The following is a 20,744-nucleotide window of genomic DNA, read 5'->3' as shown; positions in this document are numbered from 1 at the left end:
CGCGCGAGGCGCCAGGGGACGGCGCCGAGCCCATGGCCCCCGAGCCCCGCGCCGCACGCGGGACAGCGGGCGAGGCGGCCACCGAGCCGGAGGCCGGGCATCGGGATTCGGACAGCGCTGCGTTCACACCATCGGCCGAGGCCCAGGTTCCGAGCACCGACGCCACCGAGGCCGAAGCCGGGCACCGGACTGCGGACGACGAGCCCACCGGGCCGGAGGCCCGGCGCCCGGGCCCGAACAGCACCGACGGCGCGCCGTCCGCCGAGGCGGAGCCCCTGAACACCGAGGCCACCCAAGCCGAAGCCCGGCACCAGACTGCCGACGACAAGCCCACCGGGCCGGAGGCCCGGCGCCCGGGCGCGGGCAGTGCCGACGGCGCGGTGTCGGTCGGGGCGGAGGCTGAAGTCGCCGGGGCGGAGGGCGGCGGTTCCGGGTCGGGCGGCGAGGTCCCGGAGGTCGCACGGGACTTCGGCGGCGGGGATGAGCGGAGCGGGCGGCGGCGGTCGGTGGCGCTTGTTGCTTCTGTTGCCGCCGCCGTGTTGCTGGTCGGTGGTGGTGGGGCGTATCTGGCCGCGCATGCCGGTGGTGGCTCGGGAGGGAGCAGCGGGTCGGGGACGCCCGGGGGTGGAGGGACTCCCCCGCCGCTCGCCCTTGACGGCTATGCGTCCGCCTCGGGCGGTACGAACGGCATCGCGCCCGGTGAGCCCAATCCGTACGGCGTGACCTACGAGGCGAGCGGCAAGCTGCCCGACGGGCCCGGCTCGGCGGCCGTGTACCGGCCTGCCGGGGAGGTCACCGAGGACGAGGTGGCCCGGCTGGCCGAGGCGTTCGGGATCGACGGGACGCCGGTGGCCGAGGGGCAGACCTGGCGGGTCGGGCCGGACAAGGACGGCTCGGGGCCGAGTCTGCAGGTGAACAGGCAGGCGCCGGGCAGCTGGACCTTCAGCCGGTACGCGCCGGGTACCGACAACTGCAAGAGCACCCTCGTGTGCACCCAGGACCCCGGCGCCCCGGCCGGCGCCCCGGTGAGCGTGGCCGTCGCGCAGAAGGCCGCGGCACCGATCCTGAAGGCGCTGGGCCAGGACGACGCGAAGGCCGACGCGAGCCAGGTGATGGGCGCCCAGCGGGTGGTGAACGCCGATCCGGTGGTCGGCGGGCTGCCCACCTACGGCTGGACGACCGGTCTGACCGTCGGCAGGCAGGGTGAGGTGATCGGCGGCTACGGGCTGCTGAAGACACCGGTCAAGGGCGACACGTATCCGGTGCTGAGCGCGCGGAAGACGCTGGACCTGATGAACTCGGCACCGCGGACCGACGCCCGCATGGGCATCGGCGGCTGTGCCACCCCCGTACCACTGAAGGACCGGCTCGAACAGCCCTGCGGCGCGTCGACGTCGGCACCGACCTCGCCGCTGTCGGCGACTCCCACCCCGGCGCAGGACCCGTCCACGGTCACGGTGGACCGCGCGGTGTTCGGGCTGGCCTCGCACTCGGTCGAGGGGCGGCAGGCGCTGGTGCCGTCCTGGCTGTTCGAGGTGACGGGGGCGCAGGCGCGGGGCACCTTCACCGTCACGTATCCGGCGGTCGACCCGAAGTATCTGACCTCGTCGGCGCCGGCCACGGAACCGGCCTCACCGGGCGGTGAGCCGAGCTCGGCGCCGAAGACGAGGGACGTCCACGTCGACGGCTACACGGCCGACGACAAGGAGCTGACCGTGAGCTTCATGGGCGGGGTGTGCGCCGACTACAAGGCCTCCGCGGACGAGAGCGCGGACCGGGTGACGGTCACGGTGACCGAGAAGCCGTGGCCCAACAAGATCTGCATCATGATCGCCAAGCAGTTCCAGCAGACCGTCCAGCTGGACGAACCCCTCGGCACCCGCAAGGTCGTCGGCTCGGACGGCCAGGACATCCCGCTGCAAAAGCCGGGAGCACGACTGCCGCAGCCGTCCTCGGCGCGCTGACCACGGCGCGGGGATGCGCGAAGGCGGCGGCCCCGTCGGAGGGGGCCGCCGCCTTTCGCGGTCTTTGGGGTGCGGTTCAGCTGAAGGAGTCGCCGCAGGCGCAGGAGCCGGTCGCGTTCGGGTTGTCGATCGTGAAGCCCTGCTTCTCGATCGTGTCCACGAAGTCGACGGTGGCGCCGCCCAGGTACGGGGCGCTCATGCGGTCGGTGACGACCTTGACCCCGTCGAAGTCCTTCTCGACGTCGCCGTCGAGCGAACGCTCGTCGAAGAACAGCTGGTAGCGCAGGCCGGAGCAGCCGCCGGGCTGGACGGCGACGCGCAGCGCGAGGTCGTCACGGCCTTCCTGGTCGAGCAGGGCCCTGACCTTGGACGCCGCGGCGTCGGTCAGAACGATGCCGTCGGTGACGGTGGTGGTCTCGTCCGATACGGACATCTATCTCTCCCGGGTTGTACGGAGACTGCTTGCCGACAGTGCAACCGGCGGGCCCACGAATTCATTCCAGGCCGAGCACTTGCGTTTTCGGTTCCTCTTCATGCTCGCACACGCGTCGTGGAGCGAACAGTGAACCCGGGGCCGGCCCGGCGGGATTCACGTCACATCGACGCTATCGGCATCGTCAAACTGACGTGAACCGGTTATGATAGATAGCGTCAGTTCGACGAAAAGAAGAAAGGGTGCGTGTCGTGACCACCGCCCAGACCCAGGAGCTCGACGTACAGCCGACTCCCCTCGCCCTGCTGCTCCTCGGCCGTGATGCCGACCCCAAGAGCGAGCGCGGCGTCGAATGCCCCGGCGACCTGCCCGCGCCGTCCGACCCGGACCTGGTCGAGCGCGCCCGCGCGGCCAAGGAAAAGCTCGGTGACAAGGTCTTCGTGCTCGGCCATCACTACCAGCGCGACGAGGTCATCCAGTTCGCCGACGTCACGGGCGACTCCTTCAAGCTGGCGCGGGACGCGGCGGCGCGCCCGGAGGCCGAGTACATCGTCTTCTGCGGCGTTCACTTCATGGCCGAGTCGGCCGACATCCTGACGTCCGACGACCAGAAGGTCGTCCTGCCCGACCTGGCCGCCGGCTGCTCCATGGCCGACATGGCCACGGCCGAGCAGGTGGCGGAGTGCTGGGACGTGCTGACGGAGGCCGGCGTAGCCGAGCAGGTCGTGCCCGTCTCGTACATGAACTCCTCCGCGGACATCAAGGCGTTCACGGGCAAGCACGGCGGCACGATCTGCACCTCCTCGAACGCCAAGCGGGCCCTTGAGTGGGCCTTCGAGCAGGGCGAGAAGGTCCTGTTCCTGCCGGACCAGCACCTCGGCCGCAACACCGCCGTCCGCGACATGGGCCTGTCCCTCGCGGACTGCGTCGTCTACAACCCGCACAAGCCGAACGGCGGCCTGACCGCCGACGAGCTGCGCGCGGCGAAGATGATCCTGTGGCGGGGCCACTGCTCGGTCCACGGCCGCTTCAACATGGACTCGGTCAACGATGTGCGCGCCCGGATCCCCGGTGTGAACGTCCTGGTCCACCCCGAGTGCACGCACGAGGTCGTGGCCGCCGCCGACTACGTCGGCTCCACGGAGTACATCATCAAGACCCTGGAGGCCGCCCCGGCCGGGTCCAAGTGGGCCATCGGCACGGAGCTGAACCTGGTCCGCCGGCTGGCGAACCGCTACGCGCCCGAGGGCAAGGAGATCGTCTTCCTCGACAAGACGGTCTGCTTCTGCTCGACCATGAACCGCATCGACCTGCCCCACCTGGTCTGGGCCCTGGAGTCCCTGGCCGACGGCAACCTGGTCAACCGCATCGAGGTCGACAAGGAGACCGAGGCGTTCGCCAAGCTGGCGCTGGAGCGCATGCTGGCGCTGCCGTAAGACCCGCGTACAGCTGCTGCCGTAAGACGACCGCGTACAGCTGCCGTAAGACCCGCCGTACAGAAGCACCCCGCATGCACCGGAGCGGTGCCCCTCAAGATGACGAGGGGCACCGCTTTTCCGGCCCGCGAGGCGGCGGAGTCAGTCCGCTCTGGGGCGGACCAGGCCCGACTCGTACGCGATCACCACGAGCTGTGCCCGGTCCCGGGCGCCCAGTTTGGCCATGGCCCGGTTGACATGCGTCTTCACCGTCAGCGGGCTGACCACCAGACGCTCGGCGATCTCGTCGTTGGAGTGGCCGCCGGCGACCTGGACCAGCACCTCCCGCTCCCGGCCCGTGAGGGCGCCGAGCCGGTCGGAGCGGGCGGGGTCGCGGCCGTCGTCCCCCGCGTCGCCCTGGGCGAGGAACCGGGCGATCAGGCCCTTGGTGGCCGTCGGGGAGAGCAGGGCCTCGCCGCCCGCGGCGATCCGGATGGCGCTGAGGAGTTCCTCGGGCTCCGACCCCTTGCCGAGGAAGCCGGAAGCGCCCGCGCGCAGCGCCTGCACCACGTAGTCGTCGACCTCGAAGGTCGTCAGGATCACCACGCGGACATCCGTGAGGGAAGGGTCGGTGCTGATCAGGCGGGTGGCTGCGAGGCCGTCGGTGCCCGGCATCCGGATGTCCATCAGGACGACGTCGGCCTGCCGTTCCCGGGTCAGCCGTACCGCCTCCGCGCCGTCGGACGCCTCGCCCACGACCTCCATGTCGGGCTCGGAGTCGACGAGCACCCGGAACGCGCTGCGGAGCAGTGCCTGGTCGTCGGCGAGCAGGACACGGATCGTCATGCGGTCTCCCCCGTCGCGGCGGTGCGGGTCCTGACCGGAAGGATCGCATGCACGCGAAAGCCGCCGCCGTAGCGGGGACCCGTGGTGAGGGTGCCGCGCAGGGCCGTGACGCGTTCGCGCATGCCGAGCAGTCCGTGGCCGCCGCCCACCTCGACGGTGGCGTCGTCCCCGGAGCCGTCGTCGAGGACGGTGACCTCTATGTTCGGTCCCACGCGTACGACGCTGACCTCGGCCCTGGCTTCGGGGCCCGCGTGCTTCTGCACATTGGTCAGGGCCTCCTGGATGATCCGGTACGCGGCCAGGTCGACGGCGGCGGGCAGTGCGGTGCCCTGGTCGGCGCGGGCGACCTGGACCGGGAGGCCGGCGCTGCGGAAGGTGCCGGCGAGTTCGTCGAGCTGGCTGAGGCCGGGGGCCGGCTCGGTGGGGGCCTCGGGGTCGCCGGACTGGCGGAGCAGACCGACGGTGGCGCGAAGCTCGTTGAGCGCGGAGCGGCTGGCCTCGCGCACATGCGCGAGGGCCTCCTTGGCCTGGTCGGGGCGCTTGTCCATGACATGGGCGGCGACCCCGGCCTGAACGTTGACCAGGGCGATGTGATGGGCGACGACGTCGTGCAGATCGCGGGCGATGCGCAGCCGCTCCTCGGCGACGCGCCGCCGGGCCTCCTCCTCCCGGGTGCGCTCGGCACGCTCGGCACGCTCCCGCATGGCCCGGACGACCGTACGGCGGCTGCGGACGGCGTCTCCGGCGGTGGCGCCGATGCCGGTCCAGGCGAAGATGGCGAGGTTCTCCTGGGCGTACCAGGGCAGCGGGCCGGCGAGCATGGCGGCGCCGGTCAGCACGGTCATGGTGAGCAGGCCGACGCGCCAGGTGGTGGGCCGGTCGGTGGTGGAGGCGACGGTGTAGAGGGCGACCACGGCGGCCATCGCGACCGGTGCGCGGGGGTCACCGGTGACGCACTCGACCAGGGCGACGGTGCCGGTGATCGCGAGGACCGTCTTGGGGGCGCTGCGGCGGAGGACGAGCGCAGCAGCACCGACGGTCATGAGGACGAGGCTGAGCGGGTCCGGGCTGCGGATGCCCCAGATGGCGTCGGCCTCCCCGTGGGGGTCCACGAAGGAGCCGACGACCATGCACACCAGAGCGCCCGCCGCGATCGCCGCGTCGAGCGCGAGGGGGTGCGCCTTCAGCCGGCTGCGGGCGCGTTCCAGGGTGCTCACGGGGTGAACAGTACGTCGCCGGATGCCGCCGCCCCCAGCCCCGTCACCCCGGGATGAGACCGTCGTCGCTCAACAGTTCCCGGACCTCCTCCAGCGTCGCGTCGGGTGACGGGAGGATCAGGTCGGAGGGGGCCAGGGAGTCGTCGGGTACCGGTTCGCCCAGGTCGCGGACCTTGGCGAGGAGTGCCTGGAGGGTGCGGCGGAAGGCCGGGCCGTCGCCGTTCTCCATCTCGGACAGGAGCTCGTCGTCCAGCTTGTCGAGTTCGGCGAGGTGGCTGCCGGCCAGCCTCACCTGACCCTCCCCCATGATCCGTACGATCATGTCCGCCATCTCGGCCCTCCAGGCTTGTGGCTACTGCTTGTCGAAGCGCGGGGTGTCCTGCGGCTGCTGCTGGGACTGCGACTGGCCGGTGCCGCCCTCGATCGCCTGCTGGGGCGAGCCTCCGGCCAGCTCCGCCTTCATGCGCTGCAGTTCCAGCTCTACATCCGTACCACCGGAGAGCCGGTCCAGCTCGGCCTGGATGTCGTCCTTGGCCATGCCGGAGGGGTCGTCCAGGGCGCCGGAGGCGAGGAGCTCGTCGATGGCGCCGGCGCGGGCCTGGAGCTGGGCCGTCTTGTCCTCGGCGCGCTGGATGGCCAGGCCGACGTCGCCCATCTCCTCGGAGATGCCGGAGAAGGCCTCGCCGATGCGGGTCTGGGCCTGGGCCGCGGTGTAGGTCGCCTTGATCGTCTCCTTCTTGGTGCGGAAGGCGTCGACCTTGGCCTGGAGGCGCTGGGCCGCGAGGGTGAGCTTCTCCTCCTCGCCCTGGAGCGTGGTGTGCTGTGTCTCCAGGTCGGTGACCTGCTGCTGGAGGGCGGCGCGGCGGGACAGCGCCTCGCGGGCCAGGTCCTCCCGGCCCAGCGCGAGCGCCTTGCGGCCCTGGTCCTCCAGCTTGGTGGACTGCTGCTGGAGCTGGTTGAGCTGGAGCTCCAGGCGCTTGCGTGAGGTCGCCACGTCCGCGACGCCGCGGCGGACCTTCTGGAGCAGTTCCAGCTGTTTCTGGTACGAGTAATCGAGGGTCTCGCGCGGGTCCTCGGCCCGGTCAAGGGCCTTGTTCGCCTTCGCGCGGAAGATCATCCCCATACGCTTCATGACACCGCTCATGGGCTTCGCGCGCCCCCTTCTGACGGACTCCAGCTCACAGATCTGCGACAGAACCCACAGTACGGGCCCTGACTCCATTACCGCACTGTTCGGGGACGGATGCGCTCATCCCCAAGGACGACTACGGACGGTCCCGCTCCGGCGTAGGGAGTAGGTGGTCCCCGAGGCAGCCCCCGAGGCAGCCCCCGAGGTGACTGCCGGGTGAACCGCCTGCAACGTCCCCTCTGTCCCCCTACAGACGACTGGTGTTGCCGGATCGTTCCCCGCTCCGCTGGGGTCTACGCCCCGCCACCCCGTACCCTTGGGTTTTGTGTTTCGTAGCCGTTCAAAGGACGAGAAGGCGCCCACCGACAAGGTGCCGGTGACCGACTCCACGCAGCCCCGTGACCCGCAGGCCCCCAAGGGCAGGCCCACGCCCAAGCGCAGTGAGGCCCAGTCCCAGCGCCGCAGCGTCGCCAACACGCCGACGACCCGCAAGGAGGCCGCCAAGCGACAGCGCGACGAGCGCCGTACCCAGATGGAGCGGCAGCGTCAGGCGCTGGCCGGCGGCGACGAGCGGTATCTGCCCGCCCGCGACAAGGGCCCGGTCCGCAAGTTCGCCCGCGACTGGGTCGACTCGCGCTTCAACGTGGCGGAGTTCTTCCTGCCACTGGCCGTGGTCATCCTCGTGCTGAGCGTCGTGCGGGTGGCCTCGCTGCAGAACATCGCGCTGCTGCTCTGGCTCGTGGTGATCGTGCTGATCGTGCTCGACTCGATCGTCTCGGCGTTCCGGCTGCGCAAGCGGCTGGGCGAGCGCTTCCCGGACCAGAACCGTCGGGGCGCGGTCGCCTACGCCCTGATGCGCTCCCTCCAGATGCGCCGGCTCCGGCTGCCGAAGCCGCAGGTCAAGCGCGGAGAGCGGCCCTGAGCGCAGAGGCTTTCTCCGGGGGTGCGGCCGATGCCTGGCTGAGCAGGCTGGGCGGTCTGCGTGATGTCGTACGACAGGAGCTGGTGGCCCGGCAGCTCGATGAGCAGATAGCCGGGCGGTTCCCGGTCGGGCAGCGGCTGCGGGTGCTCGACGTGGGGATGGGCCAGGGCACGCAGGCGCTGCGGCTGGCCCGGGCCGGGCATCATGTGACCGGCGTCGAGCAGGACGCCACGATGATCGCGGCCGCCCGTGAGGTCCTGTCCGGGCAGCCGGAGGGGATCCGCGAGCGGATGCGGATCGTCCAGGGCGACGGGCGGGACACCGGCGTGCACTTCCTGCCGGGCAGCTTCGACGTGGTGCTCTGCCATGGCGTGCTCATGTACGTCGAGGAGCCCGACCCGCTGGTGGCCGGGCTGGCCCGGATGCTCGCCCCGGGCGGACTGCTGTCGCTGCTGGTGCGCAACGGGGACGCGCTGGCCATGCGGCCGGGGCTGGCCGGCGACTGGGCCGGGGCGCTGGGCGCGTTCGACACGACGGCCTACCGGAACCGGCTGGGGCTCGACGTACGGGCCGACCGGCTGGAGACGCTGACGGCCACGCTGGCCGGGATCGGCGCCCCGCTGCACGCCTGGTACGGCGTACGGGTCTTCACCGACACGGCCGCGGACGGCACGGAGATCCCGGCCGACCTGGACACGCTGCTGGCCGCCGAGGAGCGGGCCGGGCGGACGGATCCCTACCGGGGGGTCGCGGCGCTGCTGCATCTGTGCGGCGTACGGGGCTGAGCCGCCGGGGCGAAAGGGAACGGGGCGGCCGCGTCGGCGGGACCGCCCCGTGAGAGCCGACCCGGAGGTCCTACGACTCTTCGGCGTGCAGGTTCATCGGCCCGTAGATCTCCGTCGTGTCCTCGAAGAGCCGCACCTGGTCCGCGCCGCCCTCGAGAAGGGCCTTCCAGTGCTCACCGATCCATGACTCGGCATCCCCCTGCGTGGTGAATTCCTCGGGCTGCACCGCGGGCTGGACCTCCGTCCCGTCGGCCTTCTCGAACCGCCACGTCCATGCCGCCATGTACGCCTCCAAGGTGTCGGCACGTGCAGATCAGGGGCCGGAATCTTGATCGGCTCCCGCCTGCGTCAGCCTATTCGCTCCGCTGGGTCGGCGGTGAGAGCACTGCGGGTTGTGGATCAACTCTCGGCCGGTGGGGGCTTGTCGCGCAGTTCCCCGCGCCCCTACTGGTGCCCCTTCGGGGCTACCAGTGCGCGAGACCTGCGCCGCCGGGTGAAAATCGGTCCGTGGAAGTGACCTTGCTCGGAACCGGTGCCCCCGCGGGACTGCCCCGCCCCGCATGTCCCTGTGCCGTCTGTGCGACGGCGTTGGGGCCGGATGCGCGGGCTGCTGCCGCGCTGCTCGTGGACGGGGCGCTGTTGCTCGATCTCACGCCCGGGGCGGCGTTCGCGGCCGCTCGGGCCGGGCGTTCGCTGGGGGGTGTGCGGCAGGTGCTGCTGTCGCATCCGCACGACGGGCCCGCCGTGGAGGTGCCGGCCGGGCTGCCGCAGCCGGTGCGGGTGCCGGACGGGCGGGAGTTGGCGCTGCTGACGGGGCATCGGGTGCGGGCGCTGGCGATGGACGCGGGCGGCACCGGGTACGCGGTGACCGGGCCGGCGGGGCAGCGGCTGCTGTATCTGCCGCCCGGGTCCGCGCCGGCCGGGCTGGAGGAGGGGACGGTTCCCGCCGAGGTGTACGACCTGGTCCTCGCGGACGTCGTGGGGCGGCCGGACGCGCTGGCCAAGCTGCGGGCGGTGGGGGCCGTGGGGCCGACGACGGATGTGGTCGCCGTGCATCTGGACCACGATGTGCCGCCGGGCGCGGAGTTGCGGCGCCGGCTGGCCGCCGCGGGGGCGCGGGCGGTGCCGGACGGGGCGACCTTGGTGGTGGGGGCGTACGAGGAGGTGCCCGACGTGCCGCGGCGCACGCTGGTCCTCGGTGGCGCCCGGTCGGGGAAGTCCGTGGAGGCCGAGCGGCGGCTGGAGGCGTTTCCCGACGTGCTGTACGTGGCGACGGGCGGTTCGCGCAACGGGGACACCGAGTGGGCGGCCCGGGTGGCCGCGCACCGGGAGCGGCGGCCGGGGTCGTGGCGTACGACGGAGACCTGCGACCTCGTGCCCCTGCTGGCGGAGGACGGGCCGCCGCTGCTGATCGACTGTCTGTCGTTGTGGCTGACGGATGCGATGGACTCGGTCGGGGCGTGGGACGACGCGGAGTGGGCGGCCGGGGGTGAACGGGCGTTGCGGGAGCGGGTGCGGGAGCTGACGGCGGCGGTGCGGGCCGCCCGGCGGACCGTGGTCGCCGTGTCGAACGAGGTGGGTTCGGGGATCGTGCCGGCCACCGCGTCCGGGCGGCGCTACCGGGATGAACTGGGGCGGCTGAACGCGGCGTTCGCGGCCGAGTGCGAGCAGGTGCTGCTGGTGGTGGCGGGGCAGGCCCTGGTGCTGCGGCCTTGAGGGCTACGCAGGTTGTGCCGGGTTCTTGCGGGCGATGATCCGGTAGGCGTTGGAGAAGCGGGTGCGGCGCAGGAGCGGGGCCAGGGTGTGGTCGAGGGCTGTCGCGGCGGTCACCAGGGGGGTGGTCGCCGGGTGCCATGCCCTGGGCAGGACATGGGTCAGGGCCAGGGAGAGGGCCGCTGACAGGTCGTAGGGGATGTGGGGGGCTCTGCGGTCCGTGGTGACGATGGTGCAGCCCTGGGACTCCAGTTCCGCGCGCAGGTTGTCCAGGGGCATCAGATGGAGATGGCGGGGCTGGCTGTAGGGGAGCCACCACTTGCCCAGGAGCGTGGCGAACGCGCTGTGGGGGTCGGGGACTTCGACGAGGAGATGGCCGCCGGGGCGCAGGGCGGTGAGGGCGGCGCGGAGTTCGGCGCGCGGGTCGGGGGTGTGCTCCAGGTGGTGGAACATGCTGACCACGTCGTAGCGGGAGCGCAGCCGGGCGAGTACGGCGGGGGTGGTGAGGTGGCCCTGGTGGGCCTCCTCGATACGGCCGGCCGCCCGGGCCCACTCCACGCGCGGGGTCGGGTCCAGGCCGTCGAAGGACGTGTAGGCGAAGAGTTCCCTCGCCGACTGAGGGAAGTGGGCGTGGCCCGTGCCGACGTCCAGCCAGCTCTCCGGCTCGGGCAGGGCGAGCATCGCGCGGGCCGCGGCCCGGTGGCGCCGCCGGCCGGCGCGGGCGGCGAGGATGCGCTCGGCGAAGTCCTCCAAGTGCCCTTCGTAGAAGTCCCGGTGGTAGAGGGCGAGTCCCTCGGAGGTGAGCCGTGGGTTCTGGAAGGCGTGGGCGCAGTCGCGGCACTCGTCGACGACGAACGTGCCGGGCCTGTGCCGGGTGAAGTCGGGCGCGCGCAGCCGGGTGCGCAGGCGTCTCGAACCGCACCAGGGGCAGTCCTCGCGGCGCGGCTCGTGGAATCCGTCGGTGGACTGCGGGGTGGGGGGCGAGGGCGGCATGGGCGGCTCCCTGTACGACAATCCGCTGCAAAGCGGAACGTATGGGATTCCGATCTTGGGTGCCAAGACGCCGTCCGGGTGGGGTGGCGATGTGGCGCGGAACCGTTGGTTCTCTGCCGGTACTGTTCGGCGAATGAGCTCGCTTAATCTCGACGACTTCACCGATCTGATCGAGCGCCCGGACGGGGGCGTGCGCCGTGACGCCGAGGCGCGACGGGAACGTCTGGTCGTGCCGCCCGGGTCGCTGGGGCGTCTGGACGAACTGGGTGAGTGGCTGGCGGCCGCGCAGGGCGCGGTGCCGGTACGACCGGTCGAACGGCCGCGGGTCGTTCTCTTCGCCGGTGACCACGGAATCGCCGAACTGGGCGTCTCCGCGCGGCCCGCGGGCAGCGCCGAGCTGCTGGTGCGGTCCGTGCTGGAGGGGGCCAGCCCGGTGTCGGTGCTCGCGCGGCGGCTCGGTGTGCCGGTGCGGGTCGTGGACATGGCGCTGGACTGCGAGCCGGACGCGCTGCCGCAGGACGTCGTACGGCACCGGGTGCGGCGCGGCAGCGGTCGTATCGACATCGAGGACGCGCTGACCGCGGAGGAGGCGGAGGCCGCCTTCCGTGCGGGTGTCGCGGTGGCCGACGAGGAGGCCGACTCGGGTACGGATCTGGTGGTGCTCGGGGATGTGAGCGTGGGCGGGACCACGGCGGCGGCCGTGCTGGTCGCGGCGCTGTGCGGGACCGACGCGTCGGTGGTCACCGGGCGGGGCGGGCTCGCGATCGACGACCTGACCTGGATGCGTAAGTGCGCGGCGGTCCGTGATGCGCTGCGCCGGGCCCGGCCGGTGCTCGGCGACCAGCTGGAGTTGCTCGCCACCGTGGGCGGGGCCGACCTCGCCGCGATGACGGGGTTTCTGCTGCAGGCCGCCGTACGGAAGCTGCCGGTGATCCTGGACGGGGTCGTGGCGGCCGCGTGTGCGCTGGTCGCGCAGCGCGTCGCGTTCCGGGCGCCGGACTGGTGGCTGGCCGGGCACGGCAGCGGGGAGCCGGGGCAGGCGAAGGCGCTGGACCGGATGGCCCTGGAGCCGCTGCTCGACCAGGGGGTGACCGTCGGGGAGGGCGCCGGGGCGCTGCTCGCGCTGCCGCTCGTGCAGGCCGCGGCGGCGCTGGCGGCGGAGCTTCCCGAGAAGGAGCCGGAGAAGGACGCCGAGGACGGCTCCGACGCGGACGCCGCGAAGGACGCGGTGACGGACGCCGGGACGGACGCGGAGAAGGGCGTCGAAGAGGACTAATCCGAAGAGGGCGGTCCGGCCTGAATGACGCGGTTCGCCGTGTCCGCGCCCATATGATCCTCCCCTATGGGAGATGCCCGAATTGCCGCTGAACAGGAAGCCGGCCCGGGGCGCCCGGGTGACACGGAGCGGCGGTCCACCGGGGCCTCCCGGCGGGCCGCCGCCTTCGCCGTCTGGTACTTGCGGGCCGTCGCCTTCATCAACTTCCTCAGCGCGGTGTGGGTGTCCCTGGGGCAGGACGTGCGGCGGCACAACCAGGAGAACTTCTTCACGCCGTATCTGCTGACGGCCGGCTTCGCCTCCGGTGTCTTCACCGCCTTCCTGGCGATCACCATGCGGCGCCGCAAGCGGGCCGCGTGGATCCTGAACCTGGTGCTGAGCGGGGTGTTCCTGGCCCTGTTCGTCCTCGCCATGGCGTTCCCGGAGATCCGGCAGTACGCACAGAACTGGATCTCCCTCGTCCTCACGGCCGCCTTCGTCGGCGCGCTGCTCGTGGGGCGGCGGGAGTTCTACGCCAAGGGCGACCGGTCCAACCCCAAGCTCGCCGCCACCGTCGCGGTCGGCGGCGGGCTGCTCGCCTCCCTGCTGGCCGCGCTCCTGGTGACGGTCACCGACCAGGCGCCGGACGCGGCCCGTTCGACGTTCACGGAGCGCTGGCACTACGGCACGCTGCGGCTGATCTCGGTCGCCGCCGACGAGTCCCGCTTCCCCGGGATCTCCACGCCCAACTGGGTCAACGTCGTCATCAACGTGCTCAGCACGATCCTCGTCCTCGCCGTCCTCTACGCCGCCTTCCGCTCCCGGCGCGCCGTCGACCCGCTCACCGAGGACGACGAGAAGCGGCTGCGGACGCTGCTCGACCGGCACGGCGAGCGGGACTCGCTCGGGTACTTCGCGCTGCGCCGGGAGAAGAGCGCGGTGTGGTCGCCGACCGGGAAGGCCGCGGTGGCCTACCGGGTGGTGGGCGGGGTGTCGCTGGCCTCCGGGGATCCGATCGGCGACCCGGAGGCCTGGCCCGGGGCGATCGTGCCGTGGCTGGCCCAGGCGCGCGAGCACGGGTGGATCCCGGCCGTGATGGGGGCGAGCGAGGAGGCCGGGACCGTGTACGCACGGCACGGGCTCGACGCCCTGGAGCTCGGCGACGAGGCGATCGTGGAGGTGGCCGAGTTCACGCTGGAGGGGCGGGCGATGCGCACCGTCCGGCAGGCGTTCAACCGGGTGAAGCGGGCCGGGTACCAGGTGCGCATCCGGCGGCACGCGGACATTCCGGCCGACGAGATGGCTTACCTCGTCGGCCGGGCCGACGACTGGCGGGACGGGGCGACCGAGCGCGGCTTCAGCATGGCGCTCGGGCGGCTCGGGGACCCCGCCGACGGACAGTGCGTGATGCTGGAGTGCACGGACGCGAACGGCGAGCTCAAGGCGCTGCTGTCATTCGTCCCCTGGGGTCCGCAGGGACTGTCGCTCGACCTCATGCGGCGGGACCGGGACTCCGACAACGGACTGATGGAGTTCATGGTCATCGAGCTGCTGCGGCGGGCCCGGGAGATCAAGATCACTCAGGTCTCGCTGAACTTCGCGATGTTCCGTTCGGTCTTCGAGCGTGGCGCACGCCTCGGTGCCGGGCCGGTACTGAGGCTGTGGCGGTCGCTGCTCAGCTTCTTCTCGCGCTGGTGGCAGATCGAGTCGCTGTACCGCGCCAACGCGAAGTACCGGCCCATCTGGGAGCCCCGGTTCCTGCTCTTCGAGAAGAGCGCGGACCTGCCGCGCATCGGCCTGGCGTCGGCGCGCGCGGAAGGGTTCCTGGAGGCACCTGGGCTGCCGAAGTGGCTGCACCGAAAGCACCTGGAGACGTACAGATGAGGACACTCGCCCGCTGGGTCCGCGCCGAATGGGGACTGCTCTGGGTCACCGTGCGCGAGCCGCTGCTCAAGCGGCGCTGGCGAGCGCTCCCGATGACGCTCGCGGCGGTGTGTCTGACCGCGGCGCTGCAGTTCGTGCAGAACCAGTCCTGGGGCTACCGGTTCGTGCAGAACATCGGGGCCGTGCGCGCCGAGGACCCGCTGTGGCTGGGGCTCCTGCGGACTCCGCTGTCGCTGTTCGTGCCGGCCCTGGACCTGCCGGTGTGGGGTGCGCTCGCCCAGATCCTGTTCGTGTTCGGGATCGCCGAGATCTGCCTCGGCTGGTGGCGGACGCTGGCCATCGCGTACGTCGCCACACTCGCCGGAACCCTGTACGCCCGCCTCGGCATCGCCCTGGGCCCGCACGCCCCGCTGGGCCTGCCGGCCTCGGACGCGCTGGTGGTGGACACCGGTCCGTCGGCGGCCGTGGTGGGGCTCGCCGTGTACGTGGGGTGGCGTTACGGCGCCCATGTCACGGCGGCCGGAGTGGCCATGGCGATGATCGCCGAGGTCGTGGTGCGGGAGAACCTCGCGGGCAAGGAGCATCTGGCCGCGATCGTGGGCGTCACGGCGCTGTGCGGGGCGACGGCCCTGCTGCACCGCCACCGCCACGCCCTCGTACGCCTGAGGAGACGAGCGGGCTCCGACCGGGAATTACCGCCGCTGCGTACCTGAGCCCGAGCCGACGGCCGTGTCCTCAGTGGTGGCCGGGAAGGCTCGGCGGGTTCGAGTCGGGTTTGCCTGCGATCCAGTTCTGCAGGGTGCGGCTGGGGCCGGCCCAGCGGCGGTCGTGGCGGTAGGCGCGCAGGGTGGCCCTCGCCCTGGCCCGGGGGCGCTTGCGGTAGAAGTGTCTGGCCCAGGGGGAGGCGGGGCGGGCCAGACGGATCGCGCCGACGAGGGCGACCACCGGCACGATCACCCCGAACAGCGCGGTGCGCAACTTGCCCTTGGAGAGCGCGACGAGGGCGCAGACGAAGTTGACCGCGATGGTCACGATGACCGTGCCGCGGTCCTGGAGCTCCTCCTGCGAGAGGTCGTTGACGCCGAAGGGCGCGAAGCCCGCGAGGAGCAGCCCTACGAGGGCGGCGGTGACGACGACGACCTCGATGCTCTTGCGGCCCTCCTCGGTCCAGTAGACGTCGGCGAGGTGCAGGATCAGCGCGAACTCGTCGAGGACCAGTCCCGCGCCGACACCGAAGACGACCGCGGCGAAGGCCGCTTCGAAGCCGTGCCGGTCGGCGGCGGCGACGGCCCCGAACCCCCCGACGACGGTGAGGATGACACCGGGCACGACGTGGTGGATGTGCAGCCCGCCCGCCTTCACATTGCCGAACGGGCCTCTGCCCGCCCGGATCAGACGGGTGATGACCCGGGTGATCAGAAAGGTCAGGACGAAGGCGGCCAGCGCGAGGAGCAGCGGAAGCTTGCCGGGTTCGATGATGTTCCGCTCCAACCAGTGCCCCATGTGCGCACTTTATCCCTGAATGCCAGGTCCATCGCTGAGTGTCCCGGCGATCCCGCCCGGTCTCCCCGGCGGCCGAACGGATCGGTCCGGCCGCCGGGTAACCTGCGCCGGTGTCCAAGATCCCCTGGCCGGACGGCCTGCGCTTCGCCTTCGGCACCCTCACCGTGCTCCCGGTGCGTGTCACCCGCTGGGACCGGGACGCCGCACGCGGCGGCATGCTCTGCGCTCCGCTGGCCGGGCTCGTGGTCGGCGGCTGCGCGGCGGCGCTCGGCGGCCTGCTGCTGTTCCTCGGCGCCGGGCCCCTGCTCGCGGCCGTCGCCACCGCCGCCGTACCCGCGGCCCTCACCCGGGGCCTGCACCTCGACGGTCTCGCCGACACCGCGGACGGGCTGGGCAGCGGCAAGCCCGCCGAGGACGCGCTCCGGATCATGAAGCAGTCGGACATCGGCCCGTTCGGGGTCATCACCCTCCTCTTCGTCCTGCTGACCCAGGTGGCCGCGCTGGCCCAGGCGTACGGCGGCTCATGGGCCCGGGGCGCGCTCGCCGCGATCGTCTCGGCGGCCGCCGCCCGGCTGGCGCTGACCCTCGCGGCCCGCGCCGGGACGCCGGCCGCCCGGCCGGACGGACTGGGGGCGGCGGTCGCCGGGGTGGTGCCGCGCGGCGGCGCGGCGGCCGTCGCGCTCGCCGTCGTCGCGCTCGCCGCGGCCGGGGGTGCCTTCTTCGGGCCGTACGACATCGCCCGTACCGCCCTCGCGGTCGTCGCCGCCGTCGCCGTGGCCGAACTCCTGCTGCGCCACTGCACGCGCCGCCTCGGCGGGGTCACCGGCGATGTGTTCGGCGGCCTCGCGGAGACGGCCGCCACGACGGCACTCGTCGTTCTCTCACTGGGTCGCTAGGCTCGTCCGCCGACATGGACAAGTACGTGTGATCGGGGGACTTCCATGCCGAAGCTGCGCCGTGCCGTGGCCTGGTTCATCGACTTCGGGCTGGTGATCGCGGCGGCCTCGCTGCTCGCCGTGCTCACCTTCCACCGGATATCCGCGCTCGTCACCGACGTCCCGGAGCTGGCGACCCGCGGCGGGTTCGACCTGCTGACCTCCCGCGGTGACGTCCTCGACGCCTCCACCGACCTGGGCCTGTCGCTGTGGGACAAGGTCGTTCTGGACGTGGAGGAGGCCTTCGCGGCACTCGTCGTCGTCACGTTCCTCTACCAGTGGGCCTGCCTGGCGTTCCTCGGCCGCACCGTCGGCAAGGGGCTCCTCGGGCTGAGGGTCACCCCGCGGCTGTCCCGGCACGCCGCCCGCCGGGCCGCCGTCACCACCGCGGCCGACGTCGCCGTGTACGCGGTCGCCTGCGTCCTGCTGATCGAGGGTCAGTTCGCGCTGTCGGTGCTGGTGTGGGTGCTGGCGGTGGTGCTGTTCCTGGTCAACGCCGTGCCGGTGCTCCTCCCGGGCCGCCGCTCGCTCGCCGACCGGCTGGCCGGCACCTCGGTCACCGGGTTCGGGCTCGGCGCGCCCGCCGTCGTGGAGCCGGGCCCGGCGGCGCCGACGCGGTCCTGGTAGGCCCCCGGCGCCGGAGTCGACCATGGCGCCACGCACCGGTGAACGGCATGCGGGAATGAGTGAACGCACACACGCGCGTAGGCTCGTCCCGGGTGTTCGCCGACAGGGTGAAGGCCCCGCTTGAGACGCGCCCCGCCCGGGGTCGGCTCCCGGGCCCGGTCGACCCACCCACTCGGCCACAGCAACTTCACATCGGAAGCGAGTTTCACCACAGTGACTGCTCTTACTCTCAGCACCGCCGCGGCGCCCGGCCTGCGGGCCGACGCGATCGTGATCGGTGTCGCCAAGGGCGCCAAGGGACCCGTCGTCGCGCCGGGCGCCGAAGCCGTGGACAAGGCGTACGACGGCCGGCTCGCCGACGTCCTGGACACCCTCGGCGCCGCCGGTGCCGAGGGCGAGCTGACGAAGCTGCCCTCGCCGGCCGGCTTCAAGGCACCGCTCGTGGTCGCGGTGGGCCTGGGCGCGGAGCCGGAGAAGGACGCGTCCTACGACGCCGAGACGCTGCGCCGGGCCGCCGGTGTCGCCGCCCGCGCGCTCGCCGGGACCAAGAAGGCCGCCTTCGCGCTGCCCGTCGCCGACGCCGACGCCGTCGGCGCGGTCGGCGAGGGCGTGCTGCTGGGCGCGTACTCCTTCGACGCGTACAAGGAGAACGGCAAGGACGCCAAGAACGGCCGGTCGCCGCTCGCCGAGGCCTCCCTGCTCGGCGGCAAGCCCCGCGACGCGGCGCACAAGGCGGCCCTCGCCCGCGCCACCGCGGTGTCCGAGGAGCTCAACCGCGCCCGCGACCTGATCAACATGCCGCCGAACGACCTCAACCCGGCGCAGTTCGCCGCGATCGCGCAGACCGCGGCCAAGGAGCACGGCCTCAAGGTGCAGGTGCTCGACGAGAAGGCCCTCGCCAAGGGCGGCTACGGCGGCATCCTCGGCGTCGGCGGCGGCTCGGCGGCGGCCCCGCGCCTGGTGAAGCTGTCGTACACGAACTCGAAGGCGACCAAGCACCTGGCCTTCGTCGGCAAGGGCATCACCTACGACTCGGGCGGCATCTCCCTGAAGCCGGCCGGTCACAACGAGACGATGAAGTGCGACATGAGCGGCGCGGCCGCCGTGTTCGCCGCCGTCGTCGCAGCCGCGCGCCTGGGCCTTGAGGTCAATGTCACCGGCTGGCTGGCGCTGGCCGAGAACATGCCCTCGGGCGCCGCCGTACGCCCGGGTGACGTGCTGCGCATGTACAGCGGCAAGACGGTCGAGGTGCTCAACACGGACGCCGAGGGCCGGCTGGTCCTCGCCGACGCCCTGTGGGCCGCCTCGGCGGAGAAGCCGGACGCGATCGTGGACGTGGCGACGCTGACCGGCGCGATGGTGCTGGCGCTCGGCAACCGGACCATGGGCGTCATGGCCAACGACGACGCGTTCCGTACCACGGTGCACGAGACCGCCGAGCAGGTCGGCGAGCCCTCGTGGCCGATGCCGCTGCCCGAGCACCTGCGCAAGGGCATGGACTCCCCCACCGCCGACATCGCCAACATGGGTGAGCGCGCGGGCGGCGGCCTGGTCGCCGGTCTCTTCCTGCGCGAGTTCGTCGGCGAGGGCATCACCTGGGCCCACCTGGACATCGCCGGCCCCGCCTTCAACGAGCAGGGCCCCTTCGGCTACACCCCGAAGGGTGGCACGGGCTCGGCGGTGCGCACGCTGGTGCGCCTGGCCGAGCTGAGCGCCGACGGCGAACTGGCCTGACCCTCCCCCCGGGGACGGGGACCGCGGCGCCCACCGGCCGGGGGCGCCGCGGTCCGCTCGGTCGAGTGGGACGCCTCACACTCCGGTCAAGTGGGACGCCTCACACTGTGGCCCCGCGTCTCGAACTCAAGCGACAAGTGCGAAGATGGAGCCCGGCAGGACAGGGCCCCCATCACAGGGCCGAAGAATGAGCGGCCGGACACCAGCCGCCGACCGGTCACCGAAGACCGGCGTGGCGCACATGCATGGAGGACGTGACGTGGCGAACGACGCCAGCACCGTTTTCGACCTAGTGATCCTCGGCGGTGGTAGCGGTGGTTACGCCGCGGCCCTGCGCGGGGCTCAGCTGGGCCTGGACGTCGCCCTGATCGAGAAGGACAAGGTCGGCGGCACCTGCCTGCACCGGGGTTGCATCCCCACCAAGGCCCTGCTGCACGCGGGCGAGATCGCCGACCAGGCCCGCGAGAGCGAGCAGTTCGGTGTGAAGGCCACGTTCGAGGGCATCGACGTACCGGCCGTCCACAAGTACAAGGACGAGGTCATCTCGGGCCTGTACAAGGGTCTGCAGGGGCTCGTCGCCTCGCGCAAGGTGACGTACATCGAGGGCACGGGGCGGCTGTCCTCCCCGACCTCCGTGGACGTGAACGGCCAGCGCGTCCAGGGCCGCCACGTCCTCCTCGCGACCGGCTCCGTGCCGAAGTCGCTGCCGGGCCTGGAGATCGACGGCGACCGCATCATCTCCTCCGACCACGCCCTCGTCCTGGACCGCGTGCCGAAGTCCGCGATCATCCTGGGCGGCGGCGTCATCGGCGTCGAGTTCGCGTCGGCGTGGAAGTCCTTCGGCTCCGACGTCACGGTGATCGAGGGCCTCAAGCACCTCGTCCCGGTCGAGGACGAGAACTCCTCCAAGCTTCTTGAGCGCGCGTTCCGCAAGCGCGGGATCAAGTTCAACCTCGGCACGTTCTTCTCGAAGGCCGAGTACACGCAGGACGGCGTCAAGGTCACCCTCGCCGACGGCAAGGAGTTCGAGGCCGAGGTCCTCCTCGTCGCCGTCGGCCGCGGCCCGGTCTCGCAGGGCCTGGGCTACGAGGAGCAGGGCGTCGCGATGGACCGCGGCTACGTCCTCGTCGACGAGTACATGCGCACGAACGTGCCGACCATCTCGGCCGTCGGTGACCTGGTCCCGACGCTCCAGCTCGCGCACGTCGGCTTCGCCGAGGGCATCCTGGTGGCGGAGCGCCTGGCCGGGCTCAAGGCCGTTCCGATCGACTACGACGGCGTGCCGCGGGTGACGTACTGCCACCCGGAGGTCGCCTCCGTGGGCATCACCGAGGCCAAGGCCAAGGAGATCTACGGCGCGGACAAGGTCGTCGCTCTGAAGTACAACCT

Annotated in this window: 20 protein-coding genes; 12 read left to right on the top strand and 8 right to left on the bottom strand. The window is 72.2% G+C overall.

The window, feature by feature from the left end; all coding sequences use genetic code 11:
- Nucleotides 1-380: 380 nt before the first annotated feature.
- Nucleotides 381-1,964 (top strand): hypothetical protein, encoded by a 1,584-nt coding sequence (locus tag AB0I54_RS18090; protein WP_363297425.1) that lies wholly within the window; start codon nt 381-383, stop codon nt 1,962-1,964.
- A 76-nt stretch (nt 1,965-2,040) separates the two neighbouring features.
- Here the strand turns inward: AB0I54_RS18090 and AB0I54_RS18085 are convergent, their stop codons facing one another.
- Nucleotides 2,041-2,397, bottom strand: coding sequence for an iron-sulfur cluster assembly accessory protein (locus tag AB0I54_RS18085; protein WP_363296976.1), 357 nt, complete (start codon nt 2,395-2,397; stop codon nt 2,041-2,043).
- Between the two features lie 251 nt (nt 2,398-2,648).
- Here AB0I54_RS18085 and nadA point away from each other — a divergent pair, with 251 nt between their 5' ends.
- A complete protein-coding gene (gene nadA, locus AB0I54_RS18080) occupies nt 2,649-3,833 on the top strand; it encodes a quinolinate synthase NadA (RefSeq protein WP_363296975.1) in 1,185 nt (394 codons plus the stop codon).
- Between the two features lie 141 nt (nt 3,834-3,974).
- Here the strand turns inward: nadA and AB0I54_RS18075 are convergent, their stop codons facing one another.
- The 4 genes from AB0I54_RS18075 to AB0I54_RS18060 are packed head-to-tail and all read right to left on the bottom strand — an operon-like array spanning nt 3,975 to nt 7,019.
- Nucleotides 3,975-4,658, bottom strand: a complete 684-nt coding sequence (locus tag AB0I54_RS18075) for a response regulator transcription factor (RefSeq protein ID WP_363296974.1) — start codon at nt 4,656-4,658, stop codon at nt 3,975-3,977.
- Nucleotides 4,655-5,875, bottom strand: a complete 1,221-nt coding sequence (locus AB0I54_RS18070; RefSeq protein WP_363296973.1) for a sensor histidine kinase — start codon at nt 5,873-5,875, stop codon at nt 4,655-4,657. The genes AB0I54_RS18075 and AB0I54_RS18070 overlap by 4 nt, the downstream gene beginning before the upstream one ends.
- Before the next feature lie 43 nt (nt 5,876-5,918).
- The gene (locus tag AB0I54_RS18065) at nt 5,919-6,197 is read right to left on the bottom strand and encodes a hypothetical protein (RefSeq protein WP_363297424.1); all 279 of its coding nucleotides are present in this window, start codon (nt 6,195-6,197) and stop codon (nt 5,919-5,921) included.
- 30 nt (nt 6,198-6,227) lie between these two features.
- On the bottom strand, nt 6,228-7,019 hold the full coding sequence (locus AB0I54_RS18060) for a PspA/IM30 family protein (protein WP_363296972.1): 792 nt from the start codon (nt 7,017-7,019) through the stop codon (nt 6,228-6,230).
- Between the two features lie 271 nt (nt 7,020-7,290).
- Here AB0I54_RS18060 and AB0I54_RS18055 point away from each other — a divergent pair, with 271 nt between their 5' ends.
- The gene (locus AB0I54_RS18055; protein WP_363297423.1) at nt 7,291-7,926 is read left to right on the top strand and encodes a DUF3043 domain-containing protein; all 636 of its coding nucleotides are present in this window, start codon (nt 7,291-7,293) and stop codon (nt 7,924-7,926) included.
- An 83-nt stretch (nt 7,927-8,009) separates the two neighbouring features.
- Nucleotides 8,010-8,711 carry a methyltransferase domain-containing protein gene (locus AB0I54_RS18050; RefSeq protein WP_363296971.1) on the top strand — a complete coding sequence of 234 codons (702 nt, stop codon included), beginning with the start codon at nt 8,010-8,012 and terminating at the stop codon, nt 8,709-8,711.
- A gap of 70 nt (nt 8,712-8,781) precedes the next feature.
- Here the strand turns inward: AB0I54_RS18050 and AB0I54_RS18045 are convergent, their stop codons facing one another.
- Nucleotides 8,782-8,994 (bottom strand): hypothetical protein, encoded by a 213-nt coding sequence (locus AB0I54_RS18045; RefSeq protein WP_316765030.1) that lies wholly within the window; start codon nt 8,992-8,994, stop codon nt 8,782-8,784.
- A gap of 224 nt (nt 8,995-9,218) precedes the next feature.
- Here AB0I54_RS18045 and AB0I54_RS18040 point away from each other — a divergent pair, with 224 nt between their 5' ends.
- On the top strand, nt 9,219-10,427 hold the full coding sequence (locus AB0I54_RS18040) for a bifunctional adenosylcobinamide kinase/adenosylcobinamide-phosphate guanylyltransferase (RefSeq protein WP_363296970.1): 1,209 nt from the start codon (nt 9,219-9,221) through the stop codon (nt 10,425-10,427).
- Between the two features lie 3 nt (nt 10,428-10,430).
- Here AB0I54_RS18040 and AB0I54_RS18035 read toward each other — a convergent pair whose 3' ends face one another.
- A complete protein-coding gene (locus AB0I54_RS18035; protein ID WP_363296969.1) occupies nt 10,431-11,417 on the bottom strand; it encodes a class I SAM-dependent methyltransferase in 987 nt (328 codons plus the stop codon).
- Between the two features lie 133 nt (nt 11,418-11,550).
- Between AB0I54_RS18035 and cobT the strand changes: the two genes are divergently transcribed.
- The 3 genes from cobT (at nt 11,551) to AB0I54_RS18020 (ending at nt 15,269) form a co-directional block, all read left to right on the top strand.
- On the top strand, nt 11,551-12,693 hold the full coding sequence (gene cobT / locus AB0I54_RS18030; protein ID WP_363296968.1) for a nicotinate-nucleotide--dimethylbenzimidazole phosphoribosyltransferase: 1,143 nt from the start codon (nt 11,551-11,553) through the stop codon (nt 12,691-12,693).
- Nucleotides 12,694-12,759: 66 nt separating this feature from the next.
- Nucleotides 12,760-14,556 carry a phosphatidylglycerol lysyltransferase domain-containing protein gene (locus tag AB0I54_RS18025; RefSeq protein ID WP_363296967.1) on the top strand — a complete coding sequence of 599 codons (1,797 nt, stop codon included), beginning with the start codon at nt 12,760-12,762 and terminating at the stop codon, nt 14,554-14,556.
- Complete coding sequence (locus AB0I54_RS18020) at nt 14,553-15,269, top strand: hypothetical protein (protein WP_363296966.1); 717 nt, start codon at nt 14,553-14,555, stop codon at nt 15,267-15,269. Before AB0I54_RS18025 ends, AB0I54_RS18020 begins: the two co-directional genes overlap by 4 nt.
- 22 nt (nt 15,270-15,291) lie before the next feature.
- Here the strand turns inward: AB0I54_RS18020 and AB0I54_RS18015 are convergent, their stop codons facing one another.
- The gene (locus AB0I54_RS18015) at nt 15,292-16,059 is read right to left on the bottom strand and encodes a hypothetical protein (RefSeq protein WP_363296965.1); all 768 of its coding nucleotides are present in this window, start codon (nt 16,057-16,059) and stop codon (nt 15,292-15,294) included.
- Nucleotides 16,060-16,169: 110 nt separating this feature from the next.
- On the opposite strand from AB0I54_RS18015, the gene AB0I54_RS18010 reads away from it, so the two are divergent.
- From AB0I54_RS18010 to AB0I54_RS17995, 4 genes are all read left to right on the top strand, one after another.
- Nucleotides 16,170-16,955: an adenosylcobinamide-GDP ribazoletransferase gene (locus AB0I54_RS18010; RefSeq protein ID WP_363296964.1), complete on the top strand. Its 786-nt coding sequence runs from the start codon at nt 16,170-16,172 to the stop codon at nt 16,953-16,955.
- Between the two features lie 45 nt (nt 16,956-17,000).
- A complete protein-coding gene (locus AB0I54_RS18005; RefSeq protein ID WP_363296963.1) occupies nt 17,001-17,621 on the top strand; it encodes an RDD family protein in 621 nt (206 codons plus the stop codon).
- A 213-nt stretch (nt 17,622-17,834) separates the two neighbouring features.
- Nucleotides 17,835-19,355, top strand: a complete 1,521-nt coding sequence (locus AB0I54_RS18000) for a leucyl aminopeptidase (protein WP_363296962.1) — start codon at nt 17,835-17,837, stop codon at nt 19,353-19,355.
- 259 nt (nt 19,356-19,614) lie between these two features.
- Nucleotides 19,615-20,744, top strand: a 1,130-nt coding sequence (locus tag AB0I54_RS17995) for a dihydrolipoyl dehydrogenase (protein ID WP_363296961.1), incomplete at its 3' end; no start/stop codon positions are given.

Source organism: Streptomyces sp. NPDC050625 (assembly GCF_040654755.1).
Taxonomy (GTDB): Bacteria; Actinomycetota; Actinomycetes; order Streptomycetales; family Streptomycetaceae; genus Streptomyces.
The sequence above is the reverse complement of the archived record's forward strand: the minus strand, read 5'-3'. Positions and strand labels throughout refer to the sequence as shown.